Genomic DNA, 12,437 nt, shown 5'->3' with positions numbered 1-12,437 from the left:
GGCGGCAACGAGGGGATTGGGGCGACACGTGTTTCTCTCGACCTTCGAGAAGCAGTTGGATGCCAAGCGGCGCATCGTTGTGCCGCAGGAATTCCGCGCCTCGGTCGGGAGCTTCTTCGACGGCGTGTTCTGCTTCCCCTCCATCGAGGCCGACTGCATCGAGGGTGGCGGAAAAGCCTTGTTCGACCGTTACATGGGCGTGATCGACGAGCTGCCGTTCGGCGACCCGCTGCGGTCGGCACTGGAGACCTCCGTGCTCGCCGGCGCCTCGCAGCTGTCCTTCGACACCGCCGGCCGCGTGACCCTTCCCGAGACCCTCTGCGACATGTTCGGCCTGGGCGCTTCCGACTGGGTGTCGGTGGTGGGCCTGGGCGACCGCTTCCAGATCTGGCCGAAGGCCGCCTTCGAAGCCCATCGGGTCGAGCAGCGCCGCATCGCCCGCGAGGGTCTGGCGGAACTGCGCGCCCAGCAGCGCGCCGCGCGCCTGGGGGCCGCCGAATGAGCGAAGCCCCGCACATCCCGGTGCTGATGGCCGAGGTGCTGGAGGCGCTCGCCCCGGCGCCCGGCCAGACCATCGTCGACGGCACCTTCGGCGCCGGCGGCTACAGCCGCGCGATCCTGGCGGCCGGCGCGAGCGTGATCGCCTTCGACCGCGATCCGACGGCGGCCCGCTTCGCCGCTGGCCTTGCCGAGAGCGGGCGCTTCCGCCTGGTGGAGGCCACGTTCTCGCGCATGGCCGAGGTGCTGGGCGAGGGCGCCGTCGACGGCGTGGCGCTGGACCTGGGCGTGTCGTCCATGCAGCTGGACGAGGCCGAGCGCGGCTTCTCCCTGATGCGCGACGGTCCCCTGGACATGCGCATGGGCGCCGACGGCATGACCGCCGCGGACCTGGTCAACGAGGGTGATCCGGCCGACCTGGCTCGCATCTTCCGCGACTACGGCGAGGAGCGCGAGGCGCGCCGCGTGGTCTCGTTCCTGGTCCGCCGCCGGGCCGAGCGGCCGTTCGAGCGCACGCTGGACCTGGCCGAGGTGGTCGAGCGCGCCCTGGGCGGCCGGCGCGGGGCCAAGGTGCATCCGGCCACCCGCGTGTTCCAGGCGCTGCGCATCGCCGTCAACGAGGAGCTGACCGAGCTCGAGGCCGGCCTGGTGGCCGCCGAACACGTGCTGAAGGCCGGCGGGCGGCTGGCCGTGGTCACCTTCCATTCGCTGGAAGACCGCATCGTCAAGGCGTTCCTGACCGCCCGCGCCGGGCGCGAGGCCGGCGGCTCGCGCCACGCCCCGCCGAAGGTCGGCGGCCCGGCCCCCAGCTTCCAGCTGCTGCATAACGGCGCGCGCGGCCCCGGCGAGGCCGAGGTGGCCGCCAATCCGCGCGCCCGTTCGGCGAAATTGCGCGCCGCGGTGCGAACCGAAGCCCCGGCCTGGAGGTTGGCGGCATGATCCTGTCGGGCGTCTCCCAGGTGTTCACCCAGCGGATCCGGGGCTTCCGCGTGATCGACCTTCTGGCCCTCTCCGTGCTGCTGGCCCTGGCCCTGGGCGTTTACGCCTTCAAGACCCTCGCCGGTCGCGAGAGCGCCGACATCGCCGACGTGCAGACCCAGATCGTCGCCGAGCAGAAGCGCGTGCGGCTGCTGCGCGCCGAGATCGCGCATCTGGAAGACCCCAGCCGCATCGAGCGCCTGTCCAGCCAGTACCTGGGCTTCAAGCCGGTCGATCCCAAGCACGAGGCCAGCGTCGAGGCCCTGCCGCAGGTGGCCAGCCAGGTCGACAAGCCGCAGCCCGCCGCCAGCCCGGCGCTGTCGCCCGCCGACGCCACGCCCGTGGAGTCCGGCCGATGACCCCGGCGAGCCCCGTCCCCAACGTGCTGATCCCGCTCTGGCGGTGGTTCTCGGCGCGCCTGTGGTGGATGGAGCACGCCTTCGAACGCGCCCGCGCCTCCGGCAAGGTCGAGGACGATGCGCGCATCCGCATCTTCTTCGTCATGGCCCTGTTCAGCGCCGGCTTCATCACCCTGGCCCTGGGCGCCAGCAAGGCGGCCCTGTTCTCCGGCCACGACTTCAGCGAGGAACTGTCGCCCCCGCCGCCCGGCGCGCGCGCCGACCTGGTGGACCGCAACGGGCAGATCCTGGCCATGGACCTGGTGCACTACGGCGTCTATCTCGACCCGCATGACGTGTCCGACCCCAAGGGCACCGAGGCGGCGCTGATGGCGGTGCTGCCCGGCATCGTGCCCGCGCGCCTGGAGAAGACCCTGGCCGGCGACCGCCGCGAGTTCGTGATCGGCGGCCTCACTCCGGAGATGAAGGCCAAGGTGCACGACCTGGCGCTTCCGGGAATCGACTTCGAGGAAGAGAGCGCCCGGGCCTATCCGCTGGGCGAAACGGCGTCGCACATCATCGGCTTCTCCGGCAAGGACGGCCACGGGCTCGCCGGCGCCGAGAAGGCGCTGGACAACGACCTGCGCGCCGCGGCCGGCCGCGGTCCGGTGCCGCTGTCCATCGACCTTCGGGTGCAGGGCGCGCTGGACGACGAGCTGAACGCGGCGGCGACCAAGTTCGGCGCCATCGGCGGGGTCGGCATCGTCGTCAATGTGCGCACCGGCGAGATCCTGGGGATGTCCAGCTATCCGGACTTCGATCCCAACGACGCCGGGACCACCGATCCGGCCAGGCTGATCAACCACGTGGCCGCCACAGACTACGAGCCGGGCTCGGTGTTCAAGGTGTTCACCCTGGCCATGGGCATCGATTCCGGCGTCGCCAACGTGAACACCATGCTGGACGCCCGCACGCCGCTGGCGCTGGGCGGCCAGACGATCCACGACTACGACAAGGACAACGCCATGCTGCCGCTGTGGGAGGTGTTCACCCACTCCTCCAACATCGGCTCGGCGCGGCTGGGGCTGATGTGCGGCGCCGACCGGATGGACCGCTATTTCCGCAGCTTCGGCCTGTTCGCCGCGGCGCCCAGCGAGCTGGCGGAATCCACCCGGCCGATCGTCAACAGCCGCCTCAGCGACAACGTGGTCGCCTCGATGAGCTTCGGCCACGCGATCTCGCTGAGCCCGCTGACCATCGCCACGGGCATGAGCGCGGTGCTGAACGGCGGGGTCTATCGCCCGCTGACCATCCGCAAGCTGGAGGCCGGCCAGGCTCCGGCGGCGGGGCGGCGGGTGATCCAGGCTTCGACCTCGCGCACCATGCTGAACCTGATGCGGCTGAACGTCACCAACGGCACCGGCGGCAAGGCCAACGTCGCCGGCTACCGGGTGGGCGGCAAGACCGGCTCGGCCGAGAAGCCCGACGGCGGCCACTACGACCGCAACAAGCTGGTGTCCTCCTTCGCGGCGGTGTTCCCCACCGACGGGCCGCTGGACGCCGACCGCTATTTCGTCCTGATCATGCTCGACACCCCCCACGCCACCAAGGACACCTTCGGCTTCGCCACCGGCGGCTGGACGGCGGCGCCGGCGGCCGGACGGGTCATCGAGCGCATCGCCCCGCTGCTGGGCGTGCCGCGGGTGATCATGCCGCAGGACACCGGGCCCAGGGCGCCGGTGGATCCCAAGACCCTGACGGGAGAGGAAGGATGACCGCTCACCGCCTCTCCGACCTGGTGCATCGCGACCTCGCCGTGGATCCCGAGATCCGCGGCGTCACCGCCGACAGCCGCAAGGTCAAGCCCGGCTTCCTGTTCGCCGCCCTGCCGGGCGCCAAGGCGGACGGCAAGGCGTTCGCCAGCCAGGCGATCGCCTCGGGCGCTGCGGCGGTGCTCTCGGCGGTCGACATCCCCGGCCTCGCCGCGCCCCTGGTGCGCGCCTCCGACCCGCGCCGGGCCTACGCCCTGGCCGCCGCCGCCTTCCACGGCCGCCAGCCGGCGGTCGCCGTGGCCGTGACCGGCACCAACGGCAAGACCTCGGTCGCCACCTTCTGCCGCCAGATATTCGCCGCGGCCGGCCAGGTCTCGGCCAGCATAGGCACGCTGGGGGTCCGCATCAGCGGCCTGGCGGGCGGCGACGAACAGGTCACCGAGCCCGGCCTGACCACGCCCGACGCCGGCGACGTGGCCGAGCTGCTGGCGAGCCTCGCCGACAGGGGGGTGACCCACCTGGCGCTGGAAGCCTCGTCGCACGGCATCGACCAGCGCCGGCTGGACGGCGTGAAGCTGACCGCGGCCGGCTTCCTGAACCTGACCCAGGACCACCTGGACTACCACGGCACCATGGGCGCCTACCGGGCGGCCAAGCTGCGGCTGTTCGAGACCCTGCTGCCGCGCGGCGGCACGGCGGTGCTGAACGCCGATTCCGACGCCTTCCAGGCCTTCGCCTCCACCGCGGTGGCCAACGGTCACACGCTGATGAGCGTCGGCGCGATGGGCCAGGGCATCACCCTGACCGAGCGCCAGCTGCTGCCCGAGGGCCAGCGCCTGAAGATCGCCGCCTGGGGCGAGGCCTACGACGTGCGCCTGCCGCTCGCCGGCGCCTTCCAGGCGTCCAACGCCCTGGTGGCCGCGGGCCTGTGCGTGGCCGCCGGGCTGCATCCGGACGTGGTGTTCGCGGCCCTGGAGCACATCGAGGGCGCGCCGGGCCGCCTGCAGCGGGTGGGGACCGGTCCGCGCGGCGGCGAGGCCTACGTCGACTACGCCCATACGCCCGACGGTCTGGCCACGGTGCTGAGCGCCCTGCGGCCGCACGTGAAGGGCAAGCTGATCGTGGTGTTCGGCGCCGGCGGCGACCGCGACCGCGGCAAGCGCCCGCAGATGGGCGCCATCGCGGCCGATCTGGCCGACGTCGCCATCGTCACCGACGACAATCCGCGCTCCGAGGACCCGGCGGCGATCCGCGCCGAGATCATGGCCGGCGTCGAGGGCCTGAAGGACATCGGCGGCCGGGATGCGGCGATCCGCGCGGGCGCGGCGCTGCTGGAATCGGGCGACGTGCTGCTGGTGGCCGGCAAGGGCCATGAGCAAGGCATGATCATCGCCGGTGTGACGCATCCGTTCGACGACGTCCTGGAGACCCGCCGTGCGCTGGATCTGGAGGCGGCGCATGACTGAGCCGCTGTGGACCGCCGAGGCGATCGTCGCCGCCACCCACGGACGCCTGACCGGAGCGCCCTTCCAGGTGACCGGCGTCACCACCGACAGCCGCGAGGTCGAGGCGGGCGACCTGTTCGTCGCCCTGGCCGGCGAGCGCGACGGCAACGACTTCGTGGCCGGCGCCTTCGGCCGCGGGGCCGCCGGGGCGCTGGTCAGCCGCGACCTGCCGGGTTCGTGCATCGTCGTCGATGACACCCTCAAGGCTCTGGAAAGGCTGGGCGAAGCGGCCCGCGTTCGCGCGCCCGCCGCGCGCCGCGGCGCGGTCACCGGCTCGGTGGGCAAGACCAGCGTCACCCAGGCGATCCGCGCGGGCCTCGCCCGCGCCGGCCGGGCGCACGCCTCGGTGAAGTCGTACAACAACCACATCGGCGTGCCGCTGACCCTGGCGCGCATGCCCGCCGACACCGAGCGCGCGGTGTTCGAGATCGGCATGAACCACGCCGACGAGATCACCCCGCTGACCCGCATGGTCCGCCCGCACGCCGTGGCGATCACCACCGTCGGCGCCGTGCACGTCGAGGCCTTCCCCGATGGCGAGGCCGGCGTGGCCCGCGCCAAGGCCGAGATCTTCGACGGCCTGGAGCCCGGCGGCGTGGCCGTGCTGAACGCCGACAACCGCTGGTTCGACTACCTCTCCGGCGAGGCGCGCAAGGCCGGCGCCGTGGTGCGCAGCTTCGGCTCGGTGGCCGGCGCCGACGCCCGCCTGATCCGCTTCACCGCCGGCGAGAGCAGCGCGCGGGTGGAGGCCGTGGTGGACGGCCAGCAGATCAGCTTCCCGCTGCTGCAGACCGGTTCGCACTGGGGGACGATGAGCCTCTGCGTGATCCTGATGCTGCTGGCGCTGGACGTCGACATGCGCACGGCGCTGCAGGCCCTGTCCGAATTCGAGCCCCTGGCCGGCCGCGGCGCCGAGCGCCAGGTGCGCATCGCCGGCGGCGCCTTCACCCTGGTGGACGACAGCTACAACGCCAATCCGCTGTCCGTCGGCGCGGCGCTGAAGACCCTCGGCGCCCGCCAGGCGCCCGGCCGCCGCATCGCCGTGCTGACCGACATGCTGGAGCTTGGCGACCACTCGCCGCGCTATCATGCAGAGCTGAAGGCCCCGATCGAGGCGGCCGACGTCGACCTGGTGTTCGCCGCCGGACCGCTGATGAAAAACCTCTGGGACGCGCTATCGCCGACTCGCCGCGGCGGCTACGCCGAAGACGCGGCGGGGGTTCAGCCGCAGATCGTCGGCGCTCTGCGGCCCGGCGACGTGGTGCTGGTGAAGGGGTCGAAGTCCTCGAACGCGAAGGCCCTGGCGGACGCCCTGGCCGCGCTCGACCCCCTGGCCGAAGGGGACGCCTGATGCTCTATCTGCTGTACGAGCGCCTGGCGGAACATCACCACTACGTGCCGGTGCTGAACCTGCTGCGCTACCTGACCTTCCGCGGCGGCATGGCGGTGGCCACCTCTCAGCTGGTGGTCGTGGCCATGGGCTCGCGCTTCATCCGCTGGATGCAGTCCAAGCAGGGCAAGGGCCAGCCGATCCGCACCGACGGCATCGAGCGCCACGTGGTCGAGAAGGCCGGCACCCCGACCATGGGCGGGCTGATGTTCCTGGCCGGCATCACCGTGGCGACGCTGCTGTGGGCCGACCTCAGCAACGTCTACGTCTGGGTGGTGCTGCTGGTCACCCTGGCGTTCGGCCTGCTGGGCTTCATGGACGACTACGCCAAGGTCACCAAGCAGAACACTGCCGGCATCTCCGGTCGCCTGCGCCTGCTGGTCGAGCTGGCCGTGGCGCTGGTCGCCGTCTTCCTGCTGATCCGCTTCGGCCAGCCGTCGCCGCTGGCGGACGACGCCCACCTGTCCACCTCGGTGACCTTCCCGATCTTCAAGCGGGCGGTGCTGGACCTGTCGTGGTTCTACCTGGCCTTCGGCGCGGTGGTGATCATCGGCGCCTCGAACGCGGTGAACTTCACCGACGGCCTGGACGGCCTGGCCACCGTGCCGGTGATGATCGCCGCCGCCACCTTCGGCCTGATCGCCTACCTGGTCGGCAACTATGTGTTCGCCAACTACCTGCAGCTTCACTTCGTGCCGGGCGTCGGCGAGGTGGCGGTGTTCTGCGGGGCGATGGTCGGCTCGGGGCTCGGCTTCCTCTGGTACAACGCGCCGCCGGCCAAGATATTCATGGGCGATAGCGGCGCCCTGGCGCTGGGCGGCGGCCTGGGCGCGGTCGCCGTGAGCACCAAGCACGAGATCGTCCTGGCCATCGTCGGCGGCCTGTTCGTGCTCGAGACCGTCTCGGTGATGGTCCAGGTGGTGTCCTTCAAGCTGACCGGCAAGCGCGTGTTCCGCATGGCGCCGATCCACCACCACTTCGAGCGCCTCGGCTGGGCCGAGCCCACCGTGGTCATCCGCTTCTGGATCATCGCCGTGATGCTGGCGATGCTCGGCCTGTCCACCCTGAAGCTGCGGTAGGGGAGGGCGAGCGCCAAGATGATTCCGGTCCGGGGCTTCACAGGCAAGACGGTGGCGGTGTTCGGCCTTGGCCGAACCGGCCTGACCGCCGCGCGCGCCCTGCAGGCCGGCGGCGCCAAGGTGATCCTGTGGGACGAGAACGAGAAGAGCCGTGAGGCGGCGCGCGCCGAAGGCTTCACCCTGGTCGACCTGTCGAACGCTGACTGGTACGCGATCTCGGCCCTGATGCTGTCGCCCGGCGTGCCCCTGACCCATCCCAAGCCGCACTGGGTGGTGGAGAAGGCGCGCGACGCCGGCGTCGAGATCCTGGGCGACATCGAGCTGTTCGCCCGCACCGTGGCCGCGGCTCCGGCGCACAAGCGGCCGAAGATCGTCGCCGTCACCGGCACCAACGGCAAGTCCACCACCACAGCCCTGATCGCGCACGTGCTGGCCCAGGCCGGCCGCGACATCCGCATCGGCGGCAACATCGGCTATGGCGTGCTGGGCCTGGAGGACATGCATGGCGGCGCGGTCTATGTGCTGGAGCTGTCGTCCTACCAGCTGGACCTGACGTCCAGCCTCAAGGCCGACGTGTCGATCATCCTCAACATCTCGCCCGACCACCTGGAGCGGCACGGCGACATGGAAGGCTATGTCGCGGCCAAGAAGCGGATCCTGCTGAACCAGGGCAAGGGCGACTTCGCCATCGTCGGGGTCGACGATCCGTGGTGCGCGCAGATCTGCACCGAGATCACCGCCGCCAACCGTCGCACCATCTGGCCGATCAGCGCCCGCCGGGCCATGGGCCGCGGGGTCTACTCCCTGCAGGGCATGCTCTATGACGCCACCGACGGCCGGGTGAACGAGGTCGCCGACCTGACCCGCGCCCGCTCGCTGCCCGGCCGGCACAACTGGCAGAACGCTTCGGCCGCCTATGCGGCCTGCCGCGCGCTGGGCCTCACCGCCCAGGACGCCGTCGACGGGCTGATGAGCTTCCCCGGCCTGGCGCACCGCATGGAGACGGTGGGCGTGCTCGACAAGGTCCGCTTCGTCAACGACTCCAAGGCCACCAACGCCGACGCCGCGCGCCAGGCGATGAGCGCCTATCCGCGGTTCTACTGGATCGCCGGGGGCCGGGCGAAGGTCGGCGGCATCGACGAGCTGACCGAACTGTTCGGCTCGGTGGCCAAGGCCTACCTGATCGGCGAGGCCGCCGAGGCCTTCGCCGGGGTGCTGGATGGCAAGGCGCCCTATGTGATCAGCGGCGACCTCGAGAGCGCCACCCGCGCCGCCTTCGCCGACGCCCGGGCAAGCGGCGAGGAGGCCATCGTCCTCCTCTCGCCGGCGTGCGCCTCGTTCGACCAGTTCGCCGACTTCGAGGAACGCGGCGACGCGTTCCGCGCCGCCGTCCACGCGCTCGCCGCGCCCGTCGCCAAGGAAGCCCGTCGTTGACCGCCCAGCATCACGCCTTCGCCCGGACAGACCGTACGGCCCTGGGCCTGTGGTGGTGGACGACGGATCGCTGGCTGCTGGGGGCCACCGCGGCCCTGATCGCGCTGGGCGTGCTGCTGCAGTTCGGCACCAGCCCGGCGGCCGCGGCCCGGCTCAACATCGCCTGGCCGTTCCACTTCGCCGTTCGCCAGTGCGTGTTCGCCGCCGGCGGCACGGCGATCCTGCTGGGCGCCTCGATGCTGTCGCCAAAGGGCGTGCGGCGCGCGGCCTTCTTCATCTACCTGGCCGCCATCCTGTCGATGGCGATCCTCCCGTTCCTGGGCCACAACGCCAAGGGCGCGACGCGCTGGGTCGAGATCAGCGGCTTCACCCTGCAGCCCTCCGAGTTCATGAAGCCGGCGCTGATCGTGCTGGTGGCCTGGATGTTCGCCGAGGGCCAGAAGGGCCAGGGGGTGCCGGGCGTCTCCATCGCCTTCTGCCTCTACATCCTGGCCGTGGGCCTGTTGCTGATCGAGCCGGACGTCGGCCAGACGGTGCTGATCACCGTCGCCTTCGGCGCCGCCTTCTGGATGGCCGGGGTGCCGATGAGCTGGATCATGGTGCTGGGCGGCTTCGCCATCGCCGGCCTGTCGTCGACCTATTTCCTGTTCGACCACGTGGCCAGCCGGGTCGACCGCTTCTTCAGCCACGAGAAGACCGACACCCACCAGGTCGACCGCGCCGCCGCGGCCATCGCTCACGGCGGCCTGTTCGGCCAGGGCCCGGGCGAGGGGATCATGAAGCGCTCGGTGCCGGACATGCACACCGACTTCGCCTATTCCGCCGCCGCGGAGGAATACGGCCTGTGGTTCTCGCTGATCCTCATCGCCCTGTTCATGATCCTGGTGGTGCGCGGGCTCTACAAGTCGATGAAGCTGTCGGACCCGTTCGAGCAGGTGGCCGCGGCCGGCCTGTTCGTGCTGGTGGGCATGCAGGCCTTCATCAATGTCGCGGTGAACTTGAACCTGATCCCCACAAAGGGCATGACCCTGCCGTTCATCTCGTACGGAGGGTCTTCGATGCTCGCCATGGGGCTCACCATGGGCATGGCGCTGGCGCTGACCCGCCGCCGCCCGGGCGCCTACGCCAGCGAGGGCCGCAAGGCCGCGTTCGGAACCGGCGCCTTTGCCTGATCCGGTTCGCCCGAACGGTCGGGTGGCGGTGCTGGCGGCAGGGGGGACGGGGGGACATCTCTTCCCGGCCCAGGCCCTGGCCGAGGCGCTGATCGCCCGTGGCTGGCGCATCGTGCTGGCCACCGACGACCGCGTCGCCGGCCATGCCGACAGCTTCCCCGCCGAGCGCCGCATACCCCTGTCCTCGGCCACGGCCCGCGCCAGCAACCCGCTGAGCGTGATCCGCGCCGCCTTCAAGATCCTGGCCGGCGTGCTGCAGGCGCGGAAGGCGTTCCGCGAGATCGACCCCGACATCGTCGTCGGCTTCGGCGGCTATCCCTCGCTGCCGGCGCTGATCGCCGGCATCACCCAGGGCCGCCGCACGGTGATCCACGAGCAGAACGCGGTCTCCGGCCGGGCCAACCGGCTGCTGGCGGACCACGTCACCGCGGTGGGCTGCGCCTTCCCGACGCTGCAGAAGGCCTCGGCCAAGGTGAAGGCCCGCGCCGTGGTGGTCGGCAACCCCGTGCGCCCCGAGATCCGCGCCCTGGCCGACAAGCCCTACGAGCCACCCACCGACGAGATCCGCCTGCTGATCACCGGCGGCAGCCAGGGCGCGCGACTCCTGTCCGAGCTGATGCCGGCGGCGGTTCGCAAGCTGCCCGAGGAACTGCGCCTGAAGCTGAAGGTGCAGCAGCAGACGCGCGTGGAGTCGATGGACAACGCCCGCAAGATCTACGCCGACGCCATGGTCCAGGCCGAGATCGCCCCCTTCTTCCGCGACCTCGCCGGCCGCCTCGGCCAGGCGCACCTGGTGGTGGGCCGCGCGGGCGCCGGGACGGTGTGCGAGATCGCCTGCGCCGGGCGTCCGGCGATCCTGGTGCCGCTGCAGATCGCCCTCGACGACGACCAGGGCCAGAACGCCCGCCTGCTGTTCGACGTCGGCGCGGCCGAGGTGGCGCGCGAGAACGAGCTGACCCAGCCGGCGATGACCGCCGCGCTGAAGGCCCTGCTGAGCAACCCGGCGCGCCTGGCCAAGATGGCCGCCGCGGCCCGCTCCGTCGCCCGGCCGGACGCCGCCGACCGGCTGGCGGACCTGGTGGAGCAGACGGCGCGCTAGCGGCTGGACAGCGTCCGCCGGACTGGCTTTCCTGGGGCCATGCCGCGCCCCGTCCTCGACCCGGTGACCTTCCGCCGCCTGTGCCGCGCCCGCGACCTTGCCGCCGCGCGGCTGGACGATCCGCCCGGCCTGGCGGAGATGGCGGCGGCGGCGAACCTGTCGCCGTGGCACTTCCACCGCCTGTTCGCCGACGCCTTCGGCGCGACGCCACACGGTTTCGTCGCCGAGCGCCGCCTGGCGGCCGCCAAGCATCTGCTGCTCTCCGGCGAGGCTTCGGTGACCGAGGCCTGCGTGGCCCTCGGCTATTCCAGCCTCGGGACGTTCAGCGCCCGTTTCCGGGCCGCGACCGGCCTCTCACCCACGGCCTTCCGGCGCGAGCATCGCCGGGTCTATGGCGTCAAGGCGCTGTACCGCACGGTGTTCATCCCCAGCTGCTTCCTCGCGGCGTACGGGGCTTAGCGCGAAAAGCTGTCATCCCGGAGAGCGCAAAGCGCTCATCCGGGACCGCCAAGGGCGCGAGCGCCTGCCGCCGATGGCGGGCGCCAGCGTTTCCGGCGGTCCCGGATCTTCGCTGCGCTTCGTCCGGGATGACAGTCGGGGAGGGGGGCGCGTGGCCGCCTACTGCACCGCAAGATCGAAGAAGCGGGCGCGCCGGCTGGCGCCTAAGATCGCCGCACACCCAACCGGAGCGGACCCATGATCCAGCAAATGTCGCACATGACCATCTTCGTCCCCGACCAGCAGGCGGCGCTCGATTTCTACGTCGGCGTGCTCGGCTTCGAGCTGAAGATGGACATGAGCCTGCCCAACGGCTTCCGCTGGATCAACGTCAGCCCCAAGGGCCAGTCGGACCTCGTCATCGTGCTGGCCCGGCCCAACCTCGGCCCGAAGATGACCGAGGACGACCGCCAGACGATGCTGGAGCTGATCGGCAAGGGCGCGTTCGGCGCGGCGGTGTTCAAGACCGCGGACTGCCGCGCCACCTATGCCGAGCTGAAGGCCAAGGGGGTCGAGTTCACCATGGAGCCCACCGAACAGTTCTACGGCGTGGAGTCGATCTTCCGCGACCCGTTCGGCAACTGGTTCAGCCTCACCGAGCCGAAAGAGATGGCGGCCCCGCCCTCGGCCTGACGCTGGATCGACAGGCGGCGCGCGCTCTGGAACAAGGGCGC

At 71.4% G+C, this 12,437-nt stretch carries 12 protein-coding genes; all 12 read left to right on the top strand.

Features of this window, described 5'->3' with window-relative positions:
* The first annotated feature begins 28 nt into the window (after nucleotides 1–28).
* Complete coding sequence (locus ACO2Q3_RS03110) at nucleotides 29–502, top strand: division/cell wall cluster transcriptional repressor MraZ (protein WP_423304963.1); 474 nt, start codon at nucleotides 29–31, stop codon at nucleotides 500–502.
* Nucleotides 499–1,437, top strand: a complete 939-nt coding sequence (gene rsmH, locus ACO2Q3_RS03105) for a 16S rRNA (cytosine(1402)-N(4))-methyltransferase RsmH (RefSeq protein WP_423304962.1) — start codon at nucleotides 499–501, stop codon at nucleotides 1,435–1,437. The genes ACO2Q3_RS03110 and rsmH overlap by 4 nt, the downstream gene beginning before the upstream one ends.
* Complete coding sequence (gene ftsL, locus ACO2Q3_RS03100; RefSeq protein ID WP_423304960.1) at nucleotides 1,434–1,835, top strand: cell division protein FtsL; 402 nt, start codon at nucleotides 1,434–1,436, stop codon at nucleotides 1,833–1,835. Before rsmH ends, ftsL begins: the two co-directional genes overlap by 4 nt.
* Nucleotides 1,832–3,589 (top strand): peptidoglycan D,D-transpeptidase FtsI family protein, encoded by a 1,758-nt coding sequence (locus ACO2Q3_RS03095; RefSeq protein WP_423304959.1) that lies wholly within the window; start codon nucleotides 1,832–1,834, stop codon nucleotides 3,587–3,589. Before ftsL ends, ACO2Q3_RS03095 begins: the two co-directional genes overlap by 4 nt.
* On the top strand, nucleotides 3,586–5,052 hold the full coding sequence (locus tag ACO2Q3_RS03090) for a UDP-N-acetylmuramoyl-L-alanyl-D-glutamate--2,6-diaminopimelate ligase (RefSeq protein WP_423304958.1): 1,467 nt from the start codon (nucleotides 3,586–3,588) through the stop codon (nucleotides 5,050–5,052). The genes ACO2Q3_RS03095 and ACO2Q3_RS03090 overlap by 4 nt, the downstream gene beginning before the upstream one ends.
* A complete protein-coding gene (locus ACO2Q3_RS03085) occupies nucleotides 5,045–6,442 on the top strand; it encodes a UDP-N-acetylmuramoyl-tripeptide--D-alanyl-D-alanine ligase (RefSeq protein WP_423304957.1) in 1,398 nt (465 codons plus the stop codon). The genes ACO2Q3_RS03090 and ACO2Q3_RS03085 overlap by 8 nt, the downstream gene beginning before the upstream one ends.
* Nucleotides 6,442–7,560: a phospho-N-acetylmuramoyl-pentapeptide-transferase gene (gene mraY, locus ACO2Q3_RS03080; RefSeq protein WP_423304956.1), complete on the top strand. Its 1,119-nt coding sequence runs from the start codon at nucleotides 6,442–6,444 to the stop codon at nucleotides 7,558–7,560. Before ACO2Q3_RS03085 ends, mraY begins: the two co-directional genes overlap by 1 nt.
* Nucleotides 7,561–7,578: 18 nt before the next feature.
* A complete protein-coding gene (gene murD / locus ACO2Q3_RS03075; protein ID WP_423304954.1) occupies nucleotides 7,579–8,994 on the top strand; it encodes a UDP-N-acetylmuramoyl-L-alanine--D-glutamate ligase in 1,416 nt (471 codons plus the stop codon).
* A complete protein-coding gene (locus ACO2Q3_RS03070) occupies nucleotides 8,991–10,166 on the top strand; it encodes a peptidoglycan glycosyltransferase FtsW (protein WP_423304952.1) in 1,176 nt (391 codons plus the stop codon). Before murD ends, ACO2Q3_RS03070 begins: the two co-directional genes overlap by 4 nt.
* A complete protein-coding gene (gene murG / locus ACO2Q3_RS03065) occupies nucleotides 10,159–11,265 on the top strand; it encodes an undecaprenyldiphospho-muramoylpentapeptide beta-N-acetylglucosaminyltransferase (RefSeq protein ID WP_423304951.1) in 1,107 nt (368 codons plus the stop codon). The genes ACO2Q3_RS03070 and murG overlap by 8 nt, the downstream gene beginning before the upstream one ends.
* 39 nt (nucleotides 11,266–11,304) lie before the next feature.
* A complete protein-coding gene (locus ACO2Q3_RS03060) occupies nucleotides 11,305–11,724 on the top strand; it encodes a helix-turn-helix domain-containing protein (protein ID WP_423304950.1) in 420 nt (139 codons plus the stop codon).
* Between the two features lie 237 nt (nucleotides 11,725–11,961).
* Nucleotides 11,962–12,396 (top strand): VOC family protein, encoded by a 435-nt coding sequence (locus ACO2Q3_RS03055; RefSeq protein WP_423304949.1) that lies wholly within the window; start codon nucleotides 11,962–11,964, stop codon nucleotides 12,394–12,396.
* Nucleotides 12,397–12,437: the final 41 nt, after the last annotated feature.

Source organism: Caulobacter sp. KR2-114 (assembly GCF_049446115.1).
Classification (GTDB): Bacteria; Pseudomonadota; Alphaproteobacteria; order Caulobacterales; family Caulobacteraceae; genus Acaudatibacter.
Note: the sequence above shows the minus strand (reverse complement) of the source record. Positions and strands in the feature narration are given on the sequence as shown.

Bases quoted from the DNA above. Each gene is read 5' to 3' on its own strand.
- rsmH (WP_423304962.1), top strand. From the start codon at position 499: ATGAGCGAAGCCCCGCACATCCCGGTGCTGATGGCCGAGGTGCTGGAG.
- ftsL (WP_423304960.1), top strand. From the start codon at position 1,434: ATGATCCTGTCGGGCGTCTCCCAGGTGTTCACCCAGCGGATCCGGGGC.
- ACO2Q3_RS03095 (WP_423304959.1), top strand. From the start codon at position 1,832: ATGACCCCGGCGAGCCCCGTCCCCAACGTGCTGATCCCGCTCTGGCGG.
- ACO2Q3_RS03090 (WP_423304958.1), top strand. From the start codon at position 3,586: ATGACCGCTCACCGCCTCTCCGACCTGGTGCATCGCGACCTCGCCGTG.
- ACO2Q3_RS03085 (WP_423304957.1), top strand. From the start codon at position 5,045: ATGACTGAGCCGCTGTGGACCGCCGAGGCGATCGTCGCCGCCACCCAC.
- mraY (WP_423304956.1), top strand. From the start codon at position 6,442: ATGCTCTATCTGCTGTACGAGCGCCTGGCGGAACATCACCACTACGTG.
- murD (WP_423304954.1), top strand. From the start codon at position 7,579: ATGATTCCGGTCCGGGGCTTCACAGGCAAGACGGTGGCGGTGTTCGGC.
- ACO2Q3_RS03060 (WP_423304950.1), top strand. From the start codon at position 11,305: ATGCCGCGCCCCGTCCTCGACCCGGTGACCTTCCGCCGCCTGTGCCGC.
- ACO2Q3_RS03055 (WP_423304949.1), top strand. From the start codon at position 11,962: ATGATCCAGCAAATGTCGCACATGACCATCTTCGTCCCCGACCAGCAG.